The sequence below is a fragment of the Phytopseudomonas dryadis genome (genome assembly GCF_004327355.1).
GTDB lineage: Bacteria > Pseudomonadota > Gammaproteobacteria > Pseudomonadales > Pseudomonadaceae > Aquipseudomonas > Aquipseudomonas dryadis.
In genome coordinates, this window is the sequence record NZ_QJUM01000038.1 from 15098 (window position 1) to 29554 (window position 14457).

The window sequence follows — 14457 nt, forward strand, 5'->3', positions numbered from 1 at the left end:
ATATCGATGGCCGAAACTCAGAGACTTGAAATGATGACCACGATTCAGCGGATTTGCTTAGCCTTTCTTTGCCTGGCATTGCCGACTCCACCCCTGATGGCCGCCACCCTGGCGCCCGATCCCCTGCTGGAAAGCCTGTCCGCCGAGGCACCGGCGTTGCAGCGCAAGGTGCTCAACCATGCCATCGATGCCATGCGTTGCGCCATCAACAACGGCGCCGTACCGGCACAACGGCTGGCGGTCATCGACTTCTCCAAGCCGTCCAGCGAACGCCGCCTGTGGATCTTCGACCTGACCAGCAAACGCCTGCTGCTGCACGACCTGGTCGCCCACGGCCAGCAGTCCGGCGACAACTTCGCCACCCGCTTCTCCAACCGCGAAGGCAGCCACCAGTCCAGCATCGGCCTGTTCCGCACCCAGGAAAGCTACACCGGCAAGCACGGCTACTCGCTGCGCATGGACGGCCTGGAACCGGGCTTCAATGACCTTGCCCGCCAGCGCGCCATCGTCATCCATCCCGCCGACTACGTGAACCCGGCCTGGATCAAGACCCAGGGCCGCATCGGCCGCAGCCAGGGCTGCCCGGCCGTACGCCCGGAAGTCGCCCGTATGGTGGTGGACAGCCTCAAGGGCGGGCAATTCATGTTTTCGTACTACCCGGACAAGCGCTGGCTGCAATCGTCGGCGTTCATCAACTGCAAACCAGGTCTTGTCGCCGGTATCTTCAGCGCGAAAGAAGGCTGAGACGGCGCACAGGCGCAAGCGGACGGCCGATAGGAGCGCTAACAGGCCGTTGAAAAATGTTGGCGAGGCAGCCAGCGCAAGGCAAAAACAGGCGAAAAAGCGGAGTTTACGTGTTGTAAATGAGCATTTTGAGCCTGTTTTTAACGCCGCGATGGCAACGCAGGTAGTTTTTCAACAGCCTGCTAAAGGCTGGAGGCTGAACGACAAGCAGACCGCATAGGCTCTTTCGTCCAGCTTTCCAGCCTCAAGCGCTTTTGATCGAAGGCCGCTATCGCTCTGTTACGGCCGCTTATGGAATCCCCCTGCCTTAAAGGCTATGCTGATTTCGTCATCCGGCTCATGCAAATCCCTCAAGCCCGATAGACCCGGCCACGGCACTCTGTAACCATCCCAATGGCCTACAGGCGCAGCTCCCATGAAACGCATCGAGGTTATCGACTCCCACACCGGCGGCGAACCGACCCGCCTGGTGACCAGCGGCTTTCCAGAGCTGGGCACCGGCAGCATGGCCGAGCGCCGGCAACGCCTGGCCAGCGAGCATGACGCCTGGCGCGCCGCCTGCATTCTCGAGCCACGCGGTAGCGACGTGCTGGTCGGCGCCCTGCTCTGCACCCCGGTCGATCCCCAGGCCTGTGCCGGGGTCATCTTCTTCAATAACACCGGCTACCTGGGCATGTGCGGCCACGGCACCATCGGCCTGGTGGTGTCGCTGGCGCACCTGGGACGCATCGGCCCGGGCGTGCACAGGATCGAAACCCCGGTGGGCACGGTGGAGGCGACCTTGCACGCGGATCGCTCGGTGAGCGTGCGCAACGTACCGGCCTACCGCTATCGCCAGGCCGTCGAGCTGGAGGTGCCGGGCCATGGCCGGGTCACCGGCGATATCGCCTGGGGCGGCAACTGGTTCTTCCTGATCGCCGAGCATGGCCAGCGCATCGCCGGCGACAACGTCGAAACCCTGACCGCCTATACCTATGCCGTGCAGCAAGCCCTGGAGGCTCAGGGCGTGCGTGGCGAGGACGGCGGCCTGATCGACCATATCGAGCTGTTCGCGGACGACGATGAAGCGGACAGTCGAAATTTCGTGCTCTGCCCTGGCAAGGCCTACGACCGTTCCCCCTGCGGCACCGGCACCAGCGCCAAGCTGGCCTGCCTGGCCGCCGACGGCAAGCTGCAGCCCGGCGAGGTCTGGCGCCAGGCCAGCGTGATCGGCAGCCAGTTCGAGGGCTCGTTCCAGTGGCAGGGCGACACCATCGTCCCGACCATCCGTGGCCGCGCCCACATCAGCGCCGAAGCCACGCTGATCCTCGAAGCGGACGATCCCTTCGCCTGGGGCATCCGCCTGTGAGATCCGGGCGGGTCGCCGATGTCATCGTCATCGGTGCCGGCATCATCGGCGCCGCCTGTGCCCGCGAGCTGGCCCGCCGTGGCCAGCAGGTGCTGGTGATCGATGCCGGCCTGCACGGCGCCACGGCCGCCGGCATGGGCCACTTGCTGGTACTCGACGACAACCAGGCCGAGCTGGACATCAGCCGCTACTCGGTACGGCGCTGGCGCGAGCTCGGCCCGCAGTTGCCGGACAACTGCGCCTACCGCGGCAACGGCACCCTGTGGCTGGCGGCCAATGGCGAGGAAATGGCCGTGGCCGAAAGCAAGTTCGCCAACCTGCGCGCCGAAGGCGTCGCCTGCGAACTGGTGCCCGGCCATGCCCTGCAGGCGCTGGAGCCGATCCTGCGCGACGGCCTCGATGGCGCCCTGCGCCTGCCCGACGACGGCATCCTCTATGCGCCGAATACCGCGCGCTGGCTGCTCGACGACCCACGCATCGCGCAACGTCGCGGACGGGTGGTGGAGCTGGATGGCAAGCGCCTGCGCCTGGACGACGGCCAGTGGCTGAGCGCCGATGCCGTGGTGCTGGCCAACGGCATCCAGGCCGTGGAGCTGTGCCCGGAACTGCCCATCGAGCCGAAAAAGGGCCACCTGCTGATCACCGACCGCTATCCGCAGCGGGTCACCCACACCATCACCGAACTGGGTTATGTCACCAGCGTGCACAACGCCAGCGGCCCCTCGGTGGCCTGCAACATCCAGCCACGGCCCACGGGGCAGCTGTTCATCGGCACCTCGCGCCAGTTCGATACCGACGACCCGCAGGTCGAAGGCTGGCTACTGGCGAAGATGCTCAAGCGCGCCGTCGATTACGCGCCGGGGCTGGCGCAGCTCAACGGCATCCGCGCCTGGGCCGGCTTCCGCGCCGCCACGCCGGATGGCATGCCGCTGATCGGCGAACACCCGCAGCAGCCCGGCCTGTGGCTGGCGGTGGGGCACGAAGGCCTCGGCGTCACCGCTGCGCCGGGCACCGCCGATCTGCTCGGCGCCCTGCTGTTCGGCGAACACCCACCCCTGCCGGCTGCCGCCTATGCGCCCGGCCGCTACCTCGGAGAACCCGCCCATGCCTGATCTGCAGCTCGACGGCCGGCCGCTGCGCGTGGCGCCGGGTACCACGGTGGCCGCCGCCCTGGCCCTGGGCGGCGATGGCAGCAGCCGCACCTCGGTGAACGGGCAGCGCCGCGCCCCGCTGTGCGGCATGGGGGTCTGCCAGGAATGCCGGGTGACCATCGACGGCATGCGCCGCCTGGCCTGCCAGACCCTGTGCCGCGACGGCATGCAGGTGCAGACCCGACCATGAACCAACACGCGGACATCCTCATCATCGGCGCCGGCCCCGCCGGCCTTGCAGCAGCCCTGGCGGCGGCCGGCAGCGGCGCCCGCATCGTCCTGCTCGACGACAACCCCCTGCCCGGCGGACAGATCTGGCGCGACGGCGCCCAGGCCAGGCTGCCCGCGCAGGCCCGGCGCATGCGCGAAGCCGTGGAGAACCACGCCAACATCCAGCGCCATGCCGCCACCCGGGTGGTCGCCCAGGCGGGTAGCCGCGCACTGCTGGTGGAAAGTCCCGAGCGTGGCTGGGTGATCGACTACCAGCGGCTGATCCTGTGCACCGGGGCGCGCGAGCTGTTGCTGCCCTTCCCCGGCTGGACGCTACCCGGCGTTACCGGCGCCGGCGGCCTGCAGGCACTGATCAAGGGCGGCCTGCCGGTAGCGGGGCAACGCATCGTCATCGCCGGCAGCGGCCCGCTGCTGCTGGCCAGCGCGGCCACGGCGAAGCAGCATGGCGGCCGCGTGCTGCGCATCGCCGAGCAGGCCCCGCTCGGCGCGCTGGCCGCCTTCGCCGCCCAGTTGCCGCGCTGGCCGCACAAGCTGCTGCAATCCTTCGGCCTGTTCGACAGCGGTTACCGCAGCGCCAGCCATGTGGTCGCCGCGCTGGGGCATGAGCGCCTGGAGGGCGTGCGCCTGCGGCACAACGGGCAGGACGTGGAGCTGGAGTGCGAGCGCCTGGCCTGCGGTTTCGGCCTGATCGCCAATGTGCAGCTCGGCCAGGCGCTGGGTTGCCGCCTGAGCGACAGCGCCATCGCCGTGGACACCTGGCAGGCCACCAGCGTCGCGGGCCTGTATGCCGCGGGAGAATGCACCGGTTTCGGCGGCAGCGAGCTGGCGCTGGTCGAAGGCGCCATCGCCGGGCATGCCGCGGTGGGCGAGCGCGCCGCCGCGCAGCGCCTGTGGCCCAGGCGCCAGCGCTGGCAGCGTTTCGCCGCGGCGTTGCGCCAGACCTTCGCGCTGGACCCGGCACTCAAGCGCCTGGCCGAGCCGGATACGCTGCTGTGTCGCTGCGAAGACGTGCCCTATGCCGCCGTGGCCGCGCACGACAACTGGCGTGAAGCCAAGCTGGCCACACGCTGCGGCATGGGCGCCTGCCAGGGCCGTATCTGCGCTGGCGCCGCACAGCAGCTGTTCGGCTGGCAGCCCGCCCCACCACGACCGCCGTTCGCCCCGACGCGCATCGAAACCCTGCTGCACCTGGAAGCCGCGCAACAGACGGAACAGGCAGTGCAATGAGAAATCGCCGGCCATCCCGGATGGCCACCCTCCAGGCCGCCGCAACATCCCTGTGCGCGCAACGGTAACAAATCGGGTAGAGCGGTAACGCTTTACCTGCCCGATCGAGCCCACGGAAATACCCGGAAAAAATCAAGTAATTGAAAAGTAAGGTAATTTTTAAATTGGCACAGGATATGCTTTCTCTGTCGCACAACAAAAATAACAAGACGTACCCAATAACAAAAACAAGACATCACGACTCCAGCACAAAAAAGACAAGATCGCGGGAGGCGCAGCTAACTGATTTCTTTGGAGAGGAACGCCCTCGGGCTCGTACCGCAACCGGCTCAAGAACAATAAAACTGCTTCGAAGCAGCGGCAGAACTGGTTGGATCTCAGGATCACGGCAATATCAGCGTCCAAACAAATCCGTTCGCTCTTGGCTCCCCTCTGGGAGCTGCGGCCAAAACAAGAACAATGGGCCGAGCACTAACAAGAACGATGATACCGACAAGAATTGGGGGAGCTCCGGCTCCCCTTTCTGCTTTCTGGCGTTCAGCCCTTTCCCCCTCCGCATGTAGCACAATCCAGCGTCGCCGCATGCCTGTAGATCCTGGCCTCTCTGACTAAGAATGCGCTGGCGGTGGCTCACCGTGAGCTCGCGATCGTGGGAGGCGCTTTAGCGGCGATCGGTGGTAATGGAGCGTCGCGGCTGAAGACCTTCCCATCAAACATCAGGTAACCCATTGATTTATAATAGTGTAAAAAATGCATGAAGGGCGTGCCGCGTAGGATGGGTGGCAACCCATCGGAATATTGATGGGTTGCCACCTACGCGGCCCGACCCATCCTACGGTCTGTTTGCTGCGCGACAGCGCTGCGTCGAAGACGCGGAGACGGCTCCCATGGCGCAGCTAACAGAGTGATCACCTCCCTGCATGACAGGCAGAAAAAAGGCCGCATCCCTCGCAGGGACACGGCCTCGGCTGCAGCGCCAGCTAGATGTGCTTACGGCAATGCATAGGCGATCACGTAATCGCCACGGTCCGGCGACTGCCGTGCACCGCCGGCGGTCAGCACGATGTACTGCTTGCCGGTCTTCGGCGAGACATAGGTCATCGGCGTGCCCTGGCTGCCCACCGGCAGGCGCTGCTTCCAGATTTCCTTGCCGGTACCGCTATCGAAGGCGCGCAGGTAGTAATCCTGGGTACCGGCGAAGAACACCAGGCCGGACTGGGTGACCAGGGAACCGCCCAGGGTCGGCATGCCGATCGGCATCGGCAGGTGCATCTTGATGCCCAGCGGGCCGGTGTCTTCGACCGTGCCAACCGGCACTTGCCAGGCGATCTTCTGGGTTTTCATGTCGATGGCGGTGAGCGTGCCGAACGGCGGCGCCTGGCAGGGAATGCCTGCCGCCGACAGGAAGCGGTTCTTGTTGACCGCGTAGGGCGTGCCCTTGAGCGGTACCGCGCCCATACCGGTATTGACGGCTTCGCCGCCCGACGAAGCCTCGCCCTGGGTGGTCGCCGGGATCATCTGCACCCACAGGCCCAGGCGCATGTCGTTGACGAAGATGTAGTCGTTGACCGGGTCGGTGGACAGACCGCCCCAGTTCATCCCGCCCAGAGAGCCAGGGAAGCTCAGCGACAAATCGGTGCCCGGTGCGGTGTACAGGCCTTCATAGCGCATCTGTTTGAAGCCGATGCGGCACAGCATCTGGTCGAAGGGCGTGGCGCCCCACATGTCCGATTCGGTCAGACGCTGCGCGCCGATCTGTGGCATGCCCACCGACAGCGGCTGCTTGTGCGCATACTGCTCGCCGGCAATGTCCGCGCCCTTGACCGCCACTTCCTCGACCGCGGTCAGCGGCTGGCCGGTAGCCCGGTCGAGCACGTAGATCTGCCCGGCCTTGGTGCCGATCACCACGGCCGGCACCTTGCTGCCGTCCGCCTTGGGGAAGTCGATCAGGCTGGGCTGCATCGGCAGGTCGAAGTCCCAGAGGTCGTTGTGCACCGTCTGGTAGACCCATTTCTCCGCGCCGGTGCTGGCATCCAGCGCCAGTATGGAGGCGCCGTACTTGTGGTTCAGCGCGGTGCGCTCGGCACCATAGAGGTCGGTGGACGGACTGCCCATGGGCAGGAACACGGTGTTCAGCGCCGGATCGTAGGACATCGGCGCCCAGGAGTTCGGCGTGCTGCGCACGTAGCTCTGGCCATCGGCCGGTGCCTGACGCTCCTCGGGGTTGCCCGGGTCGAAGGCCCAGCGCATGGCGCCAGTGACCACATCGAAACCACGGATCACACCGCCCGGCATATCGGTCTGCACATTGTCGGCCACGCGCCCACCGACCACCACGGTGGTGCCGGCCAACAGCGGCGGCGAGGTGAGCTGGTAGAAAGGATCGGGCGCATCGCCCAGGCCGGCCTTGAGGTCGACCTGGCCGTTGTCGCCGAAGCCCTGGCACAGCTCGCCGGTATCGGCGTCGACCGCGATCAGGCGGGCATCGATGGTGTTGGTCAGCAGGCGACGGCGACAGTTGGCGCCTTCGGCCAGCGCCACGCTCGGCACCGGGGCGGCGCCCGCCGCGCTGGGCTGCTGCAACGGCGCGTCGGCGTCGAAGTAGGCCAGGCCACGGCAACGTTGCCACACCGAAGACTGGGCGTTGATCTCGTTCTTCCACAGCTCGCGCCCGGTGTCGGCATCGAGGGCGATGAGATTGTTGTGCGGCGTGCACAGGAAGACCTTGTCGCCGACCTGCAGCGGCGTGAGCTGATCCTCGGCGCCATTGCCGTTGCTCTGCGCGATGTCACCGGTGTTGTAGGTCCAGGCGACCTCGAGGTCCTTGACGTTGGCGCGGCTGATCTGGTCCAGCGCCGCGAAGCGGCTGCCGCCAGCGCTGTTGCCATAGTGTTCCCAGTTCTGCTGCGCCTGTTCGGGGTCGACCGGCGTCGGCGCCGGACCGTCGCCCGTCGCCACCACGGTGGGATGGGGCACGAAGGTGGCGGCGAAACCCGCGAGCAGCGCCACGCCCAGCACACCCGCCAGGCCATAGGCGCCACGTCCGCCGCTGCCACCGGCGGCCCGCTTGAGCGTCGGATAGATCAGCGCGACGACCAGGGCGATTGCGCCAAAGGTGAACAGCCGCGAGAACAGCGGCCAGAACACCAGGCCGACATCCGCCAGCGCCCAGACCAGGGTGCCGAGCAGTGCGGCGGCGAACAGCCAGGCGCCCTGGGTCTTGCGCCTCGCGATCAAGGCACCGCTGGCCAGTACGGCCACCCCCATGATCAGGAAGTACCAGCTGCCGCCCAGGGTCGCCAGGTAGCCACCGCCGACCACCAGCGCCAGGCCCGCCAGGGCGATCAGCACACCGACGATCAGCAGCAGTGCATGTGCGCCACGCGAGGCGCCTTTACCATCATTCATGGTTCCATCCCGTTTTTTTACAGACACGAAGACGCAGTATCGACGCCGCTATGGCAAGCATAGCCAACGGTACTGTTTGTAATATTTTGTATGGTGTCAGTGTGCACCGAAATGGAACCAATCGCACCTGTAAATTAACCAGGTGGTACATTTTCCTGCCTGTCAGCAACGCGTTAGGCTGCGTGGCTACCTGACCAGCGCGCCTTTTCCATCATGCACACCCTGCTGCCTACCGCCCGCCACCATGACCTGCCGAGCCTGATCGACAGCCTCAGGCAGATCGAACCCTTGTTCGATGCCTTGCCCGACGTGGTGTTCTTCATCAAGGACGCCCAGGCCCGCTACGCGCTGGTCAACCAGACGCTGGCCCAGCGTTGCGGCATGAAGCACAAGGCCGACCTGCTGGGCCTCACCGCCGAACAGGTATTCCCCGCCCGTTTCGGCCCGTCGTACACCGAGCAGGATCGGCGCCTGCTGCGAGACGGCGGACAGCTCAGCGATCAACTGGAACTGCACCTCTACTACGGCAACCAGCCGGTCTGGTGCCTGACCCACAAGCTGGCCCTGCGCGACCCCGGCGGCGCGATCATCGGCGTGGCCGGGATTTCCCGCGACCTGCAACTGCCGCAATCCAGCCACCCGGCCTACCACAGGCTGGCGGCGGTGGACGCCCATATCCGCGAGCACTTCGCCCGGCCCATCAGCCTGGCCGAACTGACCGCCCTGGCCGGGCTCTCGGTGGCCCAGCTGGAGCGCCACTGCAAACGCATCTTCCAGCTCACGCCCAGGCAGATGATTCACAAGGCCCGTCTCGGCGAAGCCAGCCGGTTGCTGCTGCAGCCGCTGCCGATCACCGAGATCGCGCTACGCTGCGGCTATACCGACCACAGCGCCTTCAGCCGCCAGTTCCGCGCCCTCACCGGCCTGACCCCGAGCCAGTTCCGCGACTCGCACCGGGACTGAGCGCCTGTTCACGATCTTTAGTCGATAGGTTGCTTGCGATGACTGCAAACAGGCGGAAGCGGCCTTCGGCCTTCGATCAAAAACGCTTGAGGCTGGAAAGCTGGACGAAAGAGCCTATGCGGTCTGCTTCTCGTTCAGCCTCCAGCCTGTAGGATGGGTGAAACCCATCAATCGCCGATGGGTTTCACCCATCCTACGAGAGTCTGCTATCGCCTTGCTGCCGTCCATTTGCCTGCAAAGATCGTGAACAGCTTCTGAGAGCCGCCGGCGTTCCAAAACGGGGCGCCCGAACTGATACAACGCTCCCTTATGTAACACCCCCGCTTGCGGCGAGTCGCGCGCGCTCCAGCGATTCCGTCCTCCATCCCTCGTCCCCTGGGCCGCTCAGCGATGAGGCAGGGAACAGGCATAGCTGTTGCATATGAAATATCGTATACGAAATCTCCTATAACGTTTTTTGTCTGCACACTTTCGAGGCCCCTATGAAAAACCCCGCTTTTGCCGTAGCCCTCAGCGCAGTACTCAGCACCACCCTGATCGGCACCGCACACGCCGACAAACTCGACTCGATCATCGAGTCCGGCAAGCTGCGCTGCGCCGTGACCCTGGACTTCCCGCCGATGGGCTCGCGTGACGACAAGAACCAGCCGATCGGCTTCGACGTCGACTATTGCAACGACCTGGCGAAAGTCCTCGGCGTCGATGCCGAAGTGGTCGAGACGCCCTTCCCCGATCGTATCCCGGCCCTGGTATCCGGTCGCGCCGACGTGATCGTCGCCTCCACCTCGGACACCCTGGAGCGGGCCAAGACCGTGGGCATGACCGTGCCCTACTTCGCCTTCCAGATGGTCGTGCTGACCCGCGAAGACACCGGCATCAACGGTTACCAAGACCTCAAGGGCAAGCCGGTGGGCAACACCAGCGGTACCTACGAGGCCATCGCCCTGGAGAAGGACGTCAAGGCCTGGGGTGGCGGCAGCTTCCGCGCCTACCAGTCGCAGAACGACACCATCCTCGCCGTCGCCCAGGGCCATATCGCCGCCACCGTGGTGACCAACACGGTCGCCGCCGCTACGCTCCAGTCCGGCAAGTACAAGGGCCTGAAAGTGGTCGGTGATGCGCCCTATGTCGTCGACTACGTGTCCCTGGCGGCCAAGCGCGACGAGTATGGCCTGATCAATTATCTCAACCTGTTCGTCAACCAGCAGGTGCGCAGCGGCCGTTACGAAGAGCTGTGGAAGAAGTGGGTCGGCGACGACATCAAGCCGGCCAACCTGACCGTGCCGGGCGTGTATTACTGATCTGACCACCATGGTCGCAACGCCGACTATCGCTTGGTGGGTTACGCGGCGCGCCGAGGGAACGGCGTCTGAGATTGCGAGGCATAGCGCCGCTAACCCATCCTACGTCGGCAACACCTAACCGGAACAACGCTCGACCTTATTCCTATCTGGAGCTCATCGATGCCAGCAGCCGTGGAACCCACCTCGCTCAGCCCCGACGCCTGCGCCCTCCAGGGCCGCAGCCTGGTCGCCGGCTGCACCGAGGGTGAGTTGCTGTTCGCCGAGATGGGCCTGAGCTTCTGGGGCGGCGTCGATCCATTCACCGGCGAGGTGATCGACCGTCACCACCCACTCAGCGGACAGAACCTCGCCGGCCGCGTGCTGGCGATTCCCAGCGGCCGCGGCTCCTGCACCGGCAGCAGCGTGATGATGGAGCTGCTCAGCGGCGAGCACGCACCGACCGCTCTGGTGCTGGCCGAGGCCGATGAGATTCTGACCCTTGGCGTGCTGGTGGCCGAGCTGCTGTTCCAGCGCTCTATCGCCGTATTGAGCATCGGCCACGACGCCTTCTCCCGCCTGCGTGGCCAGGCCTATGCGCGCCTGGAGGGCGAGCGCCTGACACTTTATCCACAACGTCCCGCCGATGCCCGACCGACTACGGTGGCGTCGCTACGCGAACAACGACCGTTCAGTACCGCGTTGCACCTCAATGAAGGTGACCGAGCCCTGCTCGATGGCGCTCATGGCAAGGCCGCGCAGATCGCCATGCAACTGGTGCTGCGCATGGCCGAGCTGCAGGGTGCCCGCGAGTTGCTGGATGTCAGCCAGGCGCATATCGACGGCTGCATCTACACCGGCCCGGCCAGCCTGCGCTTCGCCGAACAGTTGGTGGCCTGGGGCGCCAAGGTACGGGTACCGACCACCCTCAACTCGATTTCCGTGGATCAGCGCCGCTGGCGCGCCCTGGGCATTGATGCCGCATTCGGCGAACCGGCCAGCGCGCTCGGCGATGCCTATATGGCCATGGGTGCGCAGCTCAGTTTCACCTGCGCGCCCTACCTGCTGGACAGCGCGCCAGTCGAGGGCGAGCAGATCGTCTGGGCCGAATCCAATGCGGTGGTCTACGCCAATAGCGTGCTCGGCGCGCGCACCCTGAAATACCCGGACTACCTGGATATCTGCATCGCCCTCACCGGCCGCGCGCCCAGGGTCGGCTGTCACCTCGACGAACAGCGTCTGGCCAGCCTGCAGGTCGAGCTGCCGGCGCTCGCCGGGCTGGACGATGCCTTCTACCCGCTGCTCGGCTACCACGTCGGCCTGCTCTGCGGCAGCCATATTCCACTGGTGCGCGGCCTGGAAAATGCTCGGCCGGATCTGGACGACCTCAAGGCCTTCGGCGCCGCCTTCGCCACCAGCTCGGCCGCGCCGCTGTTTCATATCGCCGGCGTTACCCCGGAAGCCTTGCAACCGGAGCACGTTATCCACAACTCGCCGCCGCCCCGCACGGAGCGGATCAGCCTCGACGATCTGCGCCGCAGTTGGGACGAACTCAACAGCGCCAGCGAGACCGAAGTCGGCCTGATCGCCCTGGGCAACCCGCATTTCTCGCTGAGCGAATTCGCCCGCCTGGCCACACTTTGCCAGGGCCGCAGCAAGCATGCCGAGGTGAGCCTGGTGATCACCTGCGGTCGGGCGATTCTCGAGCAGGCTCGCGCCGCCGGTCACCTGACCGTGCTGGAAGCCTTCGGCGCGACCCTGGTGACCGATACCTGCTGGTGCATGCTCGGCGAGCCGGTGGTGCCGACCCACTGCCGCACGCTGATGACCAATTCGGGCAAATACGCCCACTACGCGCCGGGGCTGGTCGGCCGTGCGGTGCACTTCGCCAGCCTGGCCGAGTGCGTCGACACCGCCTGCTCGGGCCAGGCCAGCGGCCGCCTGCCGGACTGGCTGCAACCCGCTTCCCCTGTGGAGATCGCCACGCATGTTTGATTACACCTTCCATTGGCGCCAGGCGTTCAGGGCCCTGCCGGACATGCTCGCCGGGGCCTGGGTGACCTTCGAGACGGCCGCCCTGTCGATGATCTTCGGCGTGCTCATCGCCCTGGCCCTGACGGTGCTGCGCGAAGTGAAGAATCCACTGGCCCGCGGCTTCGCCAACGGCTGGGTGTCCATCGCCCGCAACACGCCGTCGCTGTTCCAGATCTACATCCTCTATTTCGGCCTGGGCTCCCTGGGCCTGCACGTCAGCTCCTGGGTCGCCCTGCTGGCCGGCATCACCTTCAACAACGCCGGCTACCTGGCGGAGAACTTCCGCGGCGGCCTCAAGGCGGTGCCCGACACCCAGGTGCGGGCGGCCCGCTCGCTGGGCATGAGTGCCTTCCAGGCCTACCGCCTGATCGTCGTGCCGCAGTTGCTGCGCATCGTCTTCTACCCGCTGACCAACCAGATGGTCTGGGCCGTGCTGATGACCTCCCTGGGGGTGATCGTCGGCCTCAACAACGACCTCACCGGGGTGACCCAGGACTACAACGTCAAGACCTTCCGCACCTTCGAGTTCTTCGCCATCGCGGCGGTGCTGTATTACCTGATCGCCAAGGCGATCGTAGCGGTAGCCCGGCTGCTGGCCTGGCGCCTGTTCCGTTACTGAGGAAGCGCTCACCATGTTCGATACCAGCTTCACCTGGAACGATTTCCTCTTTCTGCTCGAGGGCGCCTGGGTCACCCTGCAGCTGACCTTCTGGGCCATCCTGCTGGGCTCCTTCGCCGGCCTGCTGTTCGGCCTGCTGCGCGCCCTGCTGCCACGCACGAGCCTGCCGCTGGCCTGGCTGCTCGACGTGTTCCGCAGCGTGCCGCTGCTGATCCAGTTCGTGCTGTTCAATTCGTTCAAGAGCATCGCCGGCATCGATATCAGCGCCTTCGCAGTGGGCTGCATCGTGCTCGGCATCTACGCCGCCGCCTACTTCACCGAGATCGTGCGCAGCGGCGTGCTCTCGGTGCCGTTCACCCTGCGTCGCGCCAGCCGTTCCCTGGGCCTGAGCTATATGCAGGATCTGCGCTACATCGTCCTGCCGATGGCCACGCGGGTGGCCTTCCCCGGCTGGTTGAACCTGGTGCTGAGCGTGATGAAGGACACCGCGCTGGTGATGTGGATCGGCATCGTCGAGCTGCTGCGCGCCTCGCAGACCATCGTCACGCGCATTCAAGAGCCGCTGCTGGTGCTGTGCATCGCCGGCCTCATCTACTACGTCATGAGCCTGGTGGTCGCTCGCCTGGGCGCCCGTCTGGAAAGAAGGTGGCAGGAAAATGATTGAGATCGACAACGTACACAAATCCTTCGGCGACCTCGAAGTGATCAAGGGCGTCAGCCTGACCGTGAACAAGGGCGAGGTGGTGTCGATCATCGGCGGCTCCGGCTCCGGCAAATCGACCCTGCTGATGTGCATCAACGGCCTGGAGTCGATCAAGAGCGGCAGCATCCGCGTCGACGGTACCGAAGTGCATGCGCCGGGCACCGATATCAACAAGCTGCGGCAGAAGATCGGCATCGTCTTCCAGCAGTGGAACGCCTTTCCGCACCTGACCGTGCTGGAGAACGTCATGCTGGCGCCGCGCAAGGTGCTCGGCCTGAGCAAGCAGGAAGCCGAGGCCATCGCCGTGCAGCAACTGACCCATGTCGGCCTGGCCGACAAGCTCAAGGTATTCCCCGGCAAGCTCTCCGGTGGCCAGCAGCAGCGCATGGCCATCGCCCGCGCCCTGGCCATGAGCCCCGACTACATGCTGTTCGACGAGGCCACCAGCGCCCTCGACCCGCAACTGGTCGGCGAGGTGCTGGACACCATGCGCATGCTCGCCGAAGACGGCATGACCATGGTGCTGGTGACCCACGAGATCCGTTTCGCCCGTGACGTGTCCGACCGCGTGGCGTTCTTCCGCAACGGCCTGGTGCACGAGATCGGCACCCCGGATCAGGTGATCGGCAACCCGCAGAAGCCGGAAACCGCCGACTTTCTCAAATCGGTTCATTAAGCGCTGCGCCGCAAACGAACCGTAGGATGGGTCGGGCCGCGCAGGTGTAACCCATCAACAGCCGATGGGTTAC

Annotated in this window: 12 protein-coding genes; 11 read left to right on the forward strand and 1 reads right to left on the reverse strand. The window is 65.6% G+C overall.

Annotated features, from left to right (window positions below; genetic code table 11):
* Positions 1 to 30: 30 nt before the first annotated feature.
* The 5 genes from DNK34_RS23150 (at position 31) to DNK34_RS23170 (ending at position 4701) form a co-directional block, all read left to right on the forward strand.
* Positions 31 to 744 (forward strand): murein L,D-transpeptidase catalytic domain family protein, encoded by a 714-nt coding sequence (locus DNK34_RS23150; RefSeq protein WP_131177039.1) that lies wholly within the window; start codon positions 31 to 33, stop codon positions 742 to 744.
* 415 nt (positions 745 to 1159) lie between these two features.
* Entirely contained in the window at positions 1160 to 2092 is a 933-nt protein-coding gene (locus DNK34_RS23155) for a 4-hydroxyproline epimerase (protein ID WP_131177038.1), read from the forward strand.
* Positions 2089 to 3204, forward strand: coding sequence for an NAD(P)/FAD-dependent oxidoreductase (locus DNK34_RS23160; protein ID WP_131177037.1), 1116 nt, complete (start codon positions 2089 to 2091; stop codon positions 3202 to 3204). Before DNK34_RS23155 ends, DNK34_RS23160 begins: the two co-directional genes overlap by 4 nt.
* Positions 3197 to 3433: a (2Fe-2S)-binding protein gene (locus tag DNK34_RS23165; RefSeq protein WP_131177036.1), complete on the forward strand. Its 237-nt coding sequence runs from the start codon at positions 3197 to 3199 to the stop codon at positions 3431 to 3433. Before DNK34_RS23160 ends, DNK34_RS23165 begins: the two co-directional genes overlap by 8 nt.
* Positions 3430 to 4701, forward strand: a complete 1272-nt coding sequence (locus DNK34_RS23170; protein WP_131177035.1) for an NAD(P)/FAD-dependent oxidoreductase — start codon at positions 3430 to 3432, stop codon at positions 4699 to 4701. Before DNK34_RS23165 ends, DNK34_RS23170 begins: the two co-directional genes overlap by 4 nt.
* A gap of 990 nt (positions 4702 to 5691) precedes the next feature.
* Here the strand turns inward: DNK34_RS23170 and DNK34_RS23175 are convergent.
* Positions 5692 to 8109: a glucose/quinate/shikimate family membrane-bound PQQ-dependent dehydrogenase gene (locus DNK34_RS23175; protein ID WP_131177034.1), complete on the reverse strand. Its 2418-nt coding sequence runs from the start codon at positions 8107 to 8109 to the stop codon at positions 5692 to 5694.
* Between the two features lie 213 nt (positions 8110 to 8322).
* On the opposite strand from DNK34_RS23175, the gene DNK34_RS23180 reads away from it, so the two are divergent.
* The 6 genes from DNK34_RS23180 to DNK34_RS23205 all read left to right on the forward strand — a co-directional run bounded on the left by DNK34_RS23180 (position 8323) and on the right by DNK34_RS23205 (position 14384).
* The gene (locus tag DNK34_RS23180) at positions 8323 to 9072 is read left to right on the forward strand and encodes an AraC family transcriptional regulator (RefSeq protein WP_131177033.1); all 750 of its coding nucleotides are present in this window, start codon (positions 8323 to 8325) and stop codon (positions 9070 to 9072) included.
* Between the two features lie 482 nt (positions 9073 to 9554).
* A complete protein-coding gene (locus DNK34_RS23185) occupies positions 9555 to 10373 on the forward strand; it encodes an ABC transporter substrate-binding protein (protein WP_131177032.1) in 819 nt (272 codons plus the stop codon).
* Between the two features lie 162 nt (positions 10374 to 10535).
* Entirely contained in the window at positions 10536 to 12347 is a 1812-nt protein-coding gene (lhpI, locus tag DNK34_RS23190; RefSeq protein WP_131177031.1) for a cis-3-hydroxy-L-proline dehydratase, read from the forward strand.
* Positions 12340 to 13005: an amino acid ABC transporter permease gene (locus DNK34_RS23195; protein WP_131177030.1), complete on the forward strand. Its 666-nt coding sequence runs from the start codon at positions 12340 to 12342 to the stop codon at positions 13003 to 13005. The genes lhpI and DNK34_RS23195 overlap by 8 nt, the downstream gene beginning before the upstream one ends.
* 13 nt (positions 13006 to 13018) lie before the next feature.
* Positions 13019 to 13669: an amino acid ABC transporter permease gene (locus DNK34_RS23200; RefSeq protein WP_131177029.1), complete on the forward strand. Its 651-nt coding sequence runs from the start codon at positions 13019 to 13021 to the stop codon at positions 13667 to 13669.
* On the forward strand, positions 13662 to 14384 hold the full coding sequence (locus tag DNK34_RS23205; protein WP_131177028.1) for an amino acid ABC transporter ATP-binding protein: 723 nt from the start codon (positions 13662 to 13664) through the stop codon (positions 14382 to 14384). Before DNK34_RS23200 ends, DNK34_RS23205 begins: the two co-directional genes overlap by 8 nt.
* Positions 14385 to 14457: the final 73 nt, after the last annotated feature.

What these genes read in the sequence shown, in the direction of transcription:
- DNK34_RS23195 (WP_131177030.1), top strand. Translation starts at nt 12,340, where the DNA reads ATGTTTGATTACACCTTCCATTGGCGCCAGGCGTTCAGGGCCCTGCCG.
- DNK34_RS23175 (WP_131177034.1), bottom strand. Translation starts at nt 8,109, where the DNA reads ATGAATGATGGTAAAGGCGCCTCGCGTGGCGCACATGCACTGCTGCTG.
- lhpI (WP_131177031.1), top strand. Translation starts at nt 10,536, where the DNA reads ATGCCAGCAGCCGTGGAACCCACCTCGCTCAGCCCCGACGCCTGCGCC.
- DNK34_RS23180 (WP_131177033.1), top strand. Translation starts at nt 8,323, where the DNA reads ATGCACACCCTGCTGCCTACCGCCCGCCACCATGACCTGCCGAGCCTG.
- DNK34_RS23165 (WP_131177036.1), top strand. Translation starts at nt 3,197, where the DNA reads ATGCCTGATCTGCAGCTCGACGGCCGGCCGCTGCGCGTGGCGCCGGGT.
- DNK34_RS23185 (WP_131177032.1), top strand. Translation starts at nt 9,555, where the DNA reads ATGAAAAACCCCGCTTTTGCCGTAGCCCTCAGCGCAGTACTCAGCACC.
- DNK34_RS23205 (WP_131177028.1), top strand. Translation starts at nt 13,662, where the DNA reads ATGATTGAGATCGACAACGTACACAAATCCTTCGGCGACCTCGAAGTG.
- DNK34_RS23200 (WP_131177029.1), top strand. Translation starts at nt 13,019, where the DNA reads ATGTTCGATACCAGCTTCACCTGGAACGATTTCCTCTTTCTGCTCGAG.
- DNK34_RS23150 (WP_131177039.1), top strand. Translation starts at nt 31, where the DNA reads ATGATGACCACGATTCAGCGGATTTGCTTAGCCTTTCTTTGCCTGGCA.
- DNK34_RS23155 (WP_131177038.1), top strand. Translation starts at nt 1,160, where the DNA reads ATGAAACGCATCGAGGTTATCGACTCCCACACCGGCGGCGAACCGACC.
- DNK34_RS23170 (WP_131177035.1), top strand. Translation starts at nt 3,430, where the DNA reads ATGAACCAACACGCGGACATCCTCATCATCGGCGCCGGCCCCGCCGGC.